General features: G+C 70.2%; 8 protein-coding genes and 1 pseudogene. 4 read left to right on the top strand and 5 right to left on the bottom strand.

The features are described from left to right. Window positions 1–201: pseudogene (locus ACPUER_RS35160) on the top strand (hypothetical protein); the annotation flags it as partial. 878 nt (window positions 202–1,079) lie between these two features. Beyond that, window positions 1,080–1,916 carry a bifunctional allantoicase/(S)-ureidoglycine aminohydrolase gene (locus ACPUER_RS35155; RefSeq protein WP_060240603.1) on the top strand — a complete coding sequence of 279 codons (837 nt, stop codon included), beginning with the start codon at window positions 1,080–1,082 and terminating at the stop codon, window positions 1,914–1,916. A gap of 85 nt (window positions 1,917–2,001) precedes the next feature. Here the strand turns inward: ACPUER_RS35155 and ACPUER_RS35150 are convergent, their stop codons facing one another. Next, window positions 2,002–2,793, bottom strand: a complete 792-nt coding sequence (locus ACPUER_RS35150; RefSeq protein WP_175960038.1) for an aminoglycoside phosphotransferase family protein — start codon at window positions 2,791–2,793, stop codon at window positions 2,002–2,004. 238 nt (window positions 2,794–3,031) lie between these two features. On the opposite strand from ACPUER_RS35150, the gene ACPUER_RS35145 reads away from it, so the two are divergent. Together ACPUER_RS35145 and ACPUER_RS35140 are read left to right on the top strand one after the other, a co-directional pair. After that, window positions 3,032–5,149, top strand: coding sequence for a penicillin-binding protein 1A (locus ACPUER_RS35145; RefSeq protein ID WP_425133381.1), 2,118 nt, complete (start codon window positions 3,032–3,034; stop codon window positions 5,147–5,149). Window positions 5,150–5,157: 8 nt separating this feature from the next. Further along, window positions 5,158–5,769, top strand: coding sequence for a trimeric intracellular cation channel family protein (locus tag ACPUER_RS35140; protein WP_425133380.1), 612 nt, complete (start codon window positions 5,158–5,160; stop codon window positions 5,767–5,769). Between the two features lie 21 nt (window positions 5,770–5,790). On the opposite strand, the gene ACPUER_RS35135 is transcribed toward ACPUER_RS35140, so the two are convergent. The 4 genes from ACPUER_RS35135 to ACPUER_RS35120 all read right to left on the bottom strand — a co-directional run bounded on the left by ACPUER_RS35135 (window position 5,791) and on the right by ACPUER_RS35120 (window position 9,097). Continuing rightward, window positions 5,791–6,174, bottom strand: a complete 384-nt coding sequence (locus ACPUER_RS35135; RefSeq protein ID WP_425133379.1) for a VOC family protein — start codon at window positions 6,172–6,174, stop codon at window positions 5,791–5,793. Window positions 6,175–6,279: 105 nt separating this feature from the next. Beyond that, window positions 6,280–7,110 (bottom strand): heme ABC transporter ATP-binding protein, encoded by an 831-nt coding sequence (locus ACPUER_RS35130; RefSeq protein WP_425133378.1) that lies wholly within the window; start codon window positions 7,108–7,110, stop codon window positions 6,280–6,282. Between the two features lie 19 nt (window positions 7,111–7,129). Further along, entirely contained in the window at window positions 7,130–8,218 is a 1,089-nt protein-coding gene (locus ACPUER_RS35125) for an iron ABC transporter permease (protein WP_310136630.1), read from the bottom strand. Window positions 8,219–8,233: 15 nt separating this feature from the next. Further along, the gene (locus ACPUER_RS35120) at window positions 8,234–9,097 is read right to left on the bottom strand and encodes a heme/hemin ABC transporter substrate-binding protein (RefSeq protein WP_425133377.1); all 864 of its coding nucleotides are present in this window, start codon (window positions 9,095–9,097) and stop codon (window positions 8,234–8,236) included. Between the last annotated feature and the right edge of the window lie 49 nt (window positions 9,098–9,146).

Raw genomic sequence — 9,146 nt, 5'->3', positions numbered from 1 at the left:
GGCGCAGGTACCGCGGCAGGCAACGCGATGGGCGGCCGCACGGGCGGCCTGCTGGGCGCGGCGGTCGGCGGCGGCGCGGGCGCGGCGCTCGGCGGCAACATGTCGCGCAGCTCGTACGAACGCGATTACGGCGATCGCGGTTATCGCGGCGATCGCGGCTATCGTCGCCACAAGCATCATCACCACCGCGACTGGGACTGATCGCTGCTGGCGCGGCACGGTGCGCGACCTGTGCACCGTCGCGCCGACGGCGTCGGCGCCCGACGCGAGAATCGGCCCGGCGGCCTGCCGGGCCGCCATTGCCGGCCAGACCGGCGACCCTTTCCGGCTTCATCAGCCGCTGCCATACGCCCGACCGACGGGCAGGCAATTTCTCTCCTCGCCGTATTTCCCGCTTCCCGACTACAAAGCCTGCCGCGCCTGAATGCGCCGGCGCAAGATCGGCGAACGCCATTACGCAGATTCCGTTCGACACGTCTGCCGGTTCCAGCCTGACAATGGTTCGCGACCGGGGCGGAGTGCTTCGCGGCCACGCGCGCATTGACCATCCTCGATCTGCGTAACCGGATGTATCGCGGCCCGCGCGTGCAACCCGTGTTGCCGCGATCGGATGCGTCGCATCCCCAACGTCCGGGCGATCGTTCGCGTCACCCCCCGACCGTCAGGATTTCCCCGATACGCAGACTGCCGCGCCACGCTGCTTCGCCGCGCATCGCACGCGCCGGCGAGTAGTGGGAAATCGAATGGATAGCATCGCAACATTTAATTGGTCGATCGCGATCGACTTCGCTATCGTCAGCGATGCCCGCGTACGGAATCGAACCGAGCCATCCGCCGCGTCTCGCCTCGTCGCATGAGCGCGAACGCCGCGGCCCGGCCACCGGCTCCACCAGCATCGGTCGCCGCGTCCGATCAACCGGACGGATCCGTCGCGAAGCCTGGCCGACCGAACGAAGGCGCATGCGCTTTCAAGCCACCCCGGCAACGCTGTCCCGCCGCCGCATGCGCGCCCCACGCGCATGCGTGCCGCCCGATGCCGTTTGCGCCCGGGGCCGGACCAACCCATTGCCTGGATGCATATGTCTAAGACAACGTATTACGCGCCGCATGGCGGCCACCCGCCGCAGACCGATCTGCTGACCGATCGCGCGATGTTCACCGAGGCGTACGCGGTGATCCCGAAGGGGGTGATGCGCGACATCGTCACGAGCTGGCTGCCGTTCTGGACGAACACGCGCCTGTGGGTGATCGCCCGCCCGCTGTCGGGTTTCGCCGAAACCTTCTCGCAGTACATCGTAGAAGTGAACCCGGGCGGCGGCAGCGACAAGCCGGAGCAGGACAAGAACGCCGAAGCCGTGCTGTTCGTCGTCGAAGGCGAAGCCGAGCTGACGCTGCAGGGCTCGAAGCACGTGCTGAAGCCGGGCGGCTACGCGTTCATTCCGCCGGGTGCGGACTGGACGCTGCACAACGTCAGCGATGCCGCGGTGCGCTTCCACTGGATCCGCAAGCATTACCAGGCCGTCGACGGCATCCCGCTCCCCGAAGCCTTCGTGACCAACGAGCAGGACGTCGAACCGATCCCGATGCCGGGCACCAACGGCGCGTGGGTGACGACGCGCTTCGTCGACATGAGCGACATGCGCCACGACATGCACGTGAACATCGTGACGTTCGAGCCGGGCGGCGTGATTCCGTTCGCTGAAACGCACGTGATGGAGCACGGCCTGTACGTGCTCGAAGGCAAGGCCGTCTATCGCCTGAACCAGGACTGGGTCGAGGTGGAAGCGGGCGACTTCATGTGGCTGCGCGCGTTCTGCCCGCAGGCATGCTATTCGGGCGGCCCTGGCCGCTTCCGCTACCTGCTGTACAAGGACGTGAACCGTCACATGAACCTGACGCTGAACCCCGCGCGCTAAGCGCCGCGCCAGCAGTCGAATACGCAAGCCCGCCGGTGCATGCCGGCGGGCTTTTTCATGGGCGGTGCGGCCGGCGTCGTGCGCGCTACAGGCCGAGCGCGGTCGCGGCCAGCGCCGCGACCTGCAGCCGCGTATCGGGCGGCAGGCCGTCTTCCATCAGCCATACGGCCGACAGGCCCGCCCACGCGAGAATCCACTGCAGCAGCCGGCGGCGGTCGAGCTGCGCGGCGTCGGCCACGCACGCGACGCGTTGCTCGAAGCGCACCGGGTCGACCGCGATGTCGTGCGCGGGATTGCAGAACAGGTTCGCGTAGTCGAAGCCGCGTTCTCCGCGCAGCCCCTTCGGGTCGATCGCGAGCCAGCCGCGTGAGCCGAAATGCAGGATGTTGCCGTGATGGATGTCGCCGTGCAGGACGACTTCATCGACGGGCTGTGCCGACAGCAGCGCGCGTGCCGTTGCGGCCGATCGGCGCAGCACGTCGTTGGCCGCGGCATCCGACAGCAGTGCATGGAACCAGTCGTGCAGCGGCACGACCGCAGGCGGCTCAGCACGATGCGCATGCAGCCGCGCGACGACGTCGCACGCGATGCGCATCGCGTCGTCGTCATGACCCGAAGCCGAAAAGCCGGCCAGCGACGGCGCCGGCTGCGCGCGTTCGAGCAGGATCGCGTCGCTGTCGTGCTGCCACACCTGCGCGGTGCCTTGCCCGTTCCACCAGGTCATCAGCGCATTGCCGCGACGCTCTTCGTCGCACGTGGCGACCTTCAGCATCGCGGGTCGCGCGTGCCAGAGAACGGGCAGCAGGCCGCCGCTCGCGGTCAGGATCGGGCCGCCGTCGGGAACGAGGCCCCACAGGCCGATGTATCGATCGAACATCACGCGATGGTACAGGCGAACCGGACCGCATGCCGCGCGGTTTGTCCGACGGTGCGCCGCAGGCCGGCATGCGCTGCGCGAACGGCTCCGGCGCGCTTTCCTAAATAAAATTCAGCCTGCCAAACTTTGGCTAAAGAATGTTCCGGTTTCGCGCCATCCCTTCGACAATGCGCGCCTTCTGCGATCGGCAGGCGCCTGTCGCGCGCCGGCCGTCGCGGCCTCGAAGAAGGAGCCCGACATGACCGACCACACCGCTTCCCCTCCGCCGCAACCCGCGCCGCCGCGCCGCCGACGCGTATGGCGCACGCTCGCGGGCGCGCTGCTCGGCCTGACGCTCGCGTGCGCGGGCATCGGCGCATGGACGATCCAGCGCATCTGGATGCAGTTGCCGTCCGTCGAGCACCTGGCCGTCTATCGTCCCGCGCTGCCGCTGCGGATTTTCTCGCGCGACGGCGACTTGCTGGCCGAATACGGCATCGAGCGGCGCGAGTTCGTGCCGCTCGAACGCATTCCGCCGCTGATGCGGCAGGCGCTGCTCGCGGCCGAGGATGCGAAGTTCTACCAGCACGGCGCGGTCGATGTCGGCGGCCTCGGGCGCGCGACGTTCGCGAACGTCGTGACGGGGCAGCCTGGGCAGGGTGGCAGCACGATCACGATGCAGGTCGCGCGCAACTTCTACCTGACGCGCGACAAGGTGCTGAGCCGCAAGCTCGCCGAGATCCTGATGGCGGCCAAGCTCGAACGCGAATACAGCAAGGACAAGCTGCTCGAGCTGTACATGAACGAGATCTACCTGGGCGAGCGCGCGTACGGTTTCGCGGCGGCCGCGAACGTGTATTTCGGCAAGCCGCTCGACGCGCTGAGCGCGGGCGAGGCGGCCGTGCTCGCGGGGCTGCCGAAGGCGCCGTCCGCGTTCAACCCGGTCGTCAACCCGTCGCGCGCAACCGCGCGGCGCAACTATGTGCTCGGCCGGATGCACGCGCTCGGCCAGCTCGACGACGCGACGTACCGCGCGGCCGTCGACGCGCCGATCGCGCTGGCGACCACGCCGCCGCCCGGGATCGTCGCCGCGCCGTACGTTGCCGAGCGCGCGCGCCGCATGATGGTCGAGCGTTTTCACGACGATGCCTATACGCTCGGCCTCGACGTGACGACGACGGTCTCGATGCGCGACCAGCGCGCGGCCGAAGCCGCGCTCGACCGCACGCTGAGCCGGCAGCCACGCGCGACGCGCGATGCGCGCAACGGGCTCGAAGGCGCGCTCGTGTCGCTCGATGCGGCCACCGGCGACATGCTCGCGCTCGTCGGCGGCGCGGATTTCAATCGCAACGTGTTCGACCATGCGCTGCAGGCGTATCGCCAGCCGGGTTCGAGCTTCAAGCCGTTCGTCTATTCGGCGGCGCTGGAGAAGGGCTACTTCCCCGGCGTGCTCGTCGACGATACGCAGCGCACGCTCACGCATGAGGAAACCGGCGCGCGACCGTGGCGTCCGCGCAATTTCGGCAACCGCTACGAGGGCTTCATCCCGGTGCGGCGCGGGCTCGTGCGCTCGAAGAACCTGGTCGCGGTCAGCCTGATGCAGGCCGCCGACGCGCGCTACGTGCAGCAGCACGCGGCGCACTTCGGTTTCGACGCGCAGCGCAATCCGGCATCGCTGCCGCTCGCGCTCGGCGCGGGCGCGGTGACGCCGCTGGAACTCGCGAGCGCGTACAGCGTGTTCGCGAACGGCGGGACGCGGATGGAGCCGCGCCTGATCCTGTCGGTGAAGCAGCGTCACGGCGGCGCGATGTACGAGGCGACCGCACCGGCAGGCGAGCGCGTCGTGTCGGCGCGCAACGCGTTCGTGATGGACAGCATGCTGCGCGACGTCGTGCGGGCCGGCACCGCGCGCGGCGCGCTGGCGCTGCGCCGCGACGACGCGGCCGGCAAGACGGGCACGTCGAACGGATCGAAGGACGTGTGGTTCGCCGGCTACTCGTCGGGCATCGTTGCGGTCGCGTGGCTCGGCTACGACACGCCGCGTCCGATGGGGCGCGCGACCGGCGCGACGCTGGCGCTGCCGGTCTGGCTCGACTACATGAAGACGGCCGTCGACGGGCGCACGCCGGTCGATGCTTCGCCGCCGCAGGACGTCGCGCTCGTCGACGGCGACTTCGTCTACGCCGAATACACGCGCGGCACGTGCACGGCCGACGTGCCGCCATACATCCGCAGCCGCTTCGCCTGCGGCGGCGCGGCGGTGCAGGACGCGTCGGACGCGCCTGCCGACCACGGCAAGCCCGGCGAGCCGATGCCCGCAGCGGTCGATGCGGCCGAGCGCGAACGCGTGCTCGACCTGTTCCGGACCGACGACTGACGCGCGCGATGCATACGCTCTATCTGATTGCGATCGTCGCGGAAGCGATGTCGGGGGCGCTGATGGGCATGCGGCGCGGGATGGACCGCTTCGGGCTCGCGCTCGTCGGCGCGGTGACGGCGCTCGGCGGCGGCACCGTGCGCGACGTGCTGCTCGGCCACTATCCGCTCGGCTGGATCGCACATCCCGAATACCTGGTGATCACGCTTGTCGCGGCGACCGTCGCATCGTGGGTTGCCCGGCATGTCGCGCGGATGAAGACGCTGTTCGTCACCGTCGACGCGATCGGCCTCGCGGCGTTCACGATCATCGGCTGCGACATCGGCGCGTCGACCGGCACGGCGCCGATCATCGTCGTGCTGGCCGGCGCGATCACGGGCGTGTGCGGCGGGATGCTGCGCGACCTGCTGTGCAACGAGATGCCGCTGATCCTGCGCGAGGAGTTGTACGCGAGCGTCGCGTTCGTCACGGGCACGCTGTATGTCGGGATTCAGCATCTCGGCATCGATGCGGGCCTTGCGACGGTGATCGCGCTGGCGGCCGGATTCTCGATGCGGATGCTTGCGGTGCGGCTCGGGTGGAAGATGCGGACCTTCGGTGCGGCGGATGTCGAGCATTGAGCGCGGCCCGCGCGCCGACATTCAGTCCGGCTGCATCACCTGGAAGACGTTGCCCTCCGGATCGAGGCCGTCGTACATCCGGTACGCGAAGCCGTCGTAGCGCTTGAGATCGCGTACCGTCACGCCGTCGCGGGAGAGTCGGTCGCGGTGCGTGTCGATATCGGCGTCGATCGAGAAAACGAGCTTCACGGCGTTTGCGTCGGAATTCGCATGCACGAACGAGGTTGTTTGGCGAAACGCCGGGCCCGCCAGATGCAGCGCCAGTTCGATCGCGCCCGCATCGAGCACGACCCATTCACCATTGATTTCCTCGATGACTGGCAGGTCGAAATACCGCTGGTAGAACGCCTTCTGCAACGCGACGTCGCGGACGTACAGGATGATGCGGGTCATTGAAAGCGGCACGAGAGGCTCCTCGAAGGGGATGCGCGAATGATGTCGGGTGAACGTCGCAGTTGACGGCAGCGTAGGACATCGAGCGACGCAACGACCGTGCAGTATTTGCCTACGCTACGCAGGCACCATCACCGGCGGCGTACCGTCGCCGGTTTCCACCATCTTCACCGCGAATCCGTAGCATTGCGCGATATGGGCGGGCGTCATCACGTCGCGCGGCGTGCCGTGCGCGACGATCGTGCCGTCGGCGAGCATCGCGATCGTATCTGCGTGCCGTGCGGCGAGGTTTGGGTCGTGCACGATAGCAAGCACGCCGAGCTGCCATTCGCGTGCGACCGCGCGCACGGTATCGAGCAGCCGGTGCTGATGTGCGAGATCGAGCGCGGCGGTCGGCTCGTCGAGCAGCAGGTAGCGCGGGCCGCCCTCCATACCGTCGTCGTCCGGCCACAGCTGCGCGAGCACGCGCGCGAACTGCACGCGTGCAAGTTCGCCGCCCGACAGCGTCGTGACATCGCGACCGACGAGCGCTTCGGCACCCGCGCGTTCGAGCGCGCGCCACGCGATGTCGCGATCGCGGTGCGCGATCACGTGCCGCGCACCGCTGCGCCGCGCATGCGGATAACGGCCGAGCAGCACGATTTCGTCGACGCTGAATGAGAAGGCCGGCTGCGCGGCCTGCGGCAGCACCGCGCGCAGGCACGCGAGCCTTGGCGCGTCGATGCGCGCGAGCGGTTCGCCGTTCAGCGTGACGTTGCCCGTCACGCGCACGCCGTTCGGCGCGACGCTGCCGGTCAGCTCGCCGGCGAAGGTCTTCAGCAGCGTGCTCTTGCCCGCGCCGTTGCGGCCGAGCAGCGCGGTCACGCGGCCGGGCTCGATCGACAGCGACAGGTCGCGAAGGATGGCGGTGTGTCGGCGGGCGACGTCGAGATGGTGGGCGGTCAGCATGGTCATCGTGACGGAAGGGTTAGCCGCCGAGCGCGCCGCGGCTTTTCCACAGCAGCGCGAGGAAGAACGGCGCGCCGAGCAGCGCGGTCAGCACGCCGAGCGGGATTTCGGCGGGCGCGGCGACCGTGCGCGCGGCGAGATCGGCGGCGAGCGTCAGCAGCGCGCCGAGCAGCGCGGCGCCGGGCAGAACGATGCGCTGGTCGGGGCCGCACGCGAGCCGCACGCAATGCGGCGCGACGAGCCCGATGAAGCCGATGATGCCCGCGCACGACACGAGCGCGCCGACCGCGAGCGCGACCGCGACGAGCACGCGCCGCTTCAGCCGCTGCACCGGCACGCCGAGATGCAGCGCCTCGGTTTCGCCAAGCTGCAGTGCGTTCAATGCATCGCGTTCACGTGCGAGCAGCACGCAGCCGATCGCGACGCACGGCGCGACGGCCGCCAGCGCGGACCATTGCGCGCCGCCGAGGCTGCCGAGGCTCCAGAAGGTCAGCGAGCGCAGCTGCGCGTCGTCGGCGACGAATGTCAGCAGCCCGATCGCCGCGCCGACCAGCGCGTTGATCGCGATGCCGGCGAGCAGCAGCAGCGGCAGCGCGAGCCGGCCGCGCGATGCGGCGAGCCGGTAGACGAGCGCCGCGACCGCGAGCGCGCCCGCGAAGGCCGCGACGGGCAATGCGGCCGCGCTCACGTGCGCGGCAAATAGGGCGGGGCCGAGCACGATCGTCGTCGTCGCGCCGAGTGCGGCGCCGCTCGACACGCCGACGAGCCCCGGATCCGCGAGCGGATTGCGGAACAGCGCCTGCATCGCGGCGCCGGTCGCGCCGAAGCCGCCGCCGACCAGCAGCGCGAGCGCGACACGCGGCGCACGGATGTCGAGCAGCACCGCGCGGGCCTGCTGCGCGGCTGCATCGCCGGTCAGCGCGGCCCATGCTTGCGCGAGCGGAATGCGGTACGCGCCGACGCACAGCGCAACGACGGACATCGCGCACACGAGGCACGCGAGCGCGGCCAGCGCGAACGGCGCGAAGCGGCGCGACGTGCCGATGCGCGCGGCGCCGGAGTGCGAGGCGGGCGACGGTGCAGGGAAAGGCGAAGCGTGAGCGGGCATCGGGGCGGTCCGGAATCAGGCGAGCGCATCCGACAGGCGTCGGTACAGGGTCGTGACGGCGAGCGGCAGGCGCGGGCCGAACCCGAGCAGGAACAGCGCATCGAGCGACACGACGCGCTGCGCGCGGCCGGCCGGTGTCGCGCCGAAGCCGGGCGTGGCGAGCAGCGCGGTGCGGCCGCCGACGGCCGCGAGCCCTTCGTCGGAGATCAGCACGACGTCGGGGGCGGCGGCCGCGAGCGCCTCGGTCGTCAGCGGCTTGTAGTGATCGAAGCCCTGCATCGCGTTGCGCGCACCCGCGTAGCGGATCATCGCGTCGGCGGCCGTGCGCTGGCCGGCGACGAGTGCCTGGTTGCCGGTATGGTTCAGCACGAACAGCACGCGCGGCGGCTGCGCGCCGCCGGGTGCGCGTACGGCGACCGCGTCGCGCGAGGCCTGCCAGTCGCGATCGAAGCGCTGCAGCAGCGCGGCGCCCGCATTGCGCACGTCGAGCGCCTGCGCGACGCCGGTGATTTTTGCGCGCACCGACTCGACGTCGTGGCGTTCGTCGAACGTCGTCACCGCGACACCGGCGTTTTTCACCTGCGCAATCGCGGTGGGCGGGCCGGCTTCGGCCGACGCGAGCACGAGATCGGGCCGCAGCGACAGCAGCCCCTCGGCCGATAGCGCGCGCTGGTAGCCGACCTTCGGCAGGCGCTTCGCGGCGTCGGGGTACGTGCAGGTCGTGTCGGCGCCGACGAGCCGGTAGCGCGGCGTCTCGGCACCGCCGAGCGCGAACGCGGTTTCCGCGAGCGCGCCGCCGATCACGACCACGCGCTTCGGTGCGGCCTGCGCGGCTTGTGCGAGCACGCGGCCCGGCACCGCCCCCGCCCTCGGGCCCACCGCCCCCCGAGCCCCCCCCCGTCAAGTATAAACAAATTCACCTGCCCCC

It is taken from the genome of Burkholderia sp. DN3021 (assembly GCF_049805555.1).
Taxonomy (GTDB): domain Bacteria; phylum Pseudomonadota; class Gammaproteobacteria; order Burkholderiales; family Burkholderiaceae; genus Burkholderia; species Burkholderia pyrrocinia_C.
This window is presented reverse-complemented; position numbering and strand designations above follow the sequence as displayed.

What these genes read in the sequence shown, in the direction of transcription:
- ACPUER_RS35140 (WP_425133380.1), top strand. Translation starts at nt 5,158, where the DNA reads ATGCATACGCTCTATCTGATTGCGATCGTCGCGGAAGCGATGTCGGGG.
- ACPUER_RS35130 (WP_425133378.1), bottom strand. Translation starts at nt 7,110, where the DNA reads ATGCTGACCGCCCACCATCTCGACGTCGCCCGCCGACACACCGCCATC.
- ACPUER_RS35155 (WP_060240603.1), top strand. Translation starts at nt 1,080, where the DNA reads ATGTCTAAGACAACGTATTACGCGCCGCATGGCGGCCACCCGCCGCAG.
- ACPUER_RS35125 (WP_310136630.1), bottom strand. Translation starts at nt 8,218, where the DNA reads ATGCCCGCTCACGCTTCGCCTTTCCCTGCACCGTCGCCCGCCTCGCAC.
- ACPUER_RS35150 (WP_175960038.1), bottom strand. Translation starts at nt 2,793, where the DNA reads ATGTTCGATCGATACATCGGCCTGTGGGGCCTCGTTCCCGACGGCGGC.
- ACPUER_RS35145 (WP_425133381.1), top strand. Translation starts at nt 3,032, where the DNA reads ATGACCGACCACACCGCTTCCCCTCCGCCGCAACCCGCGCCGCCGCGC.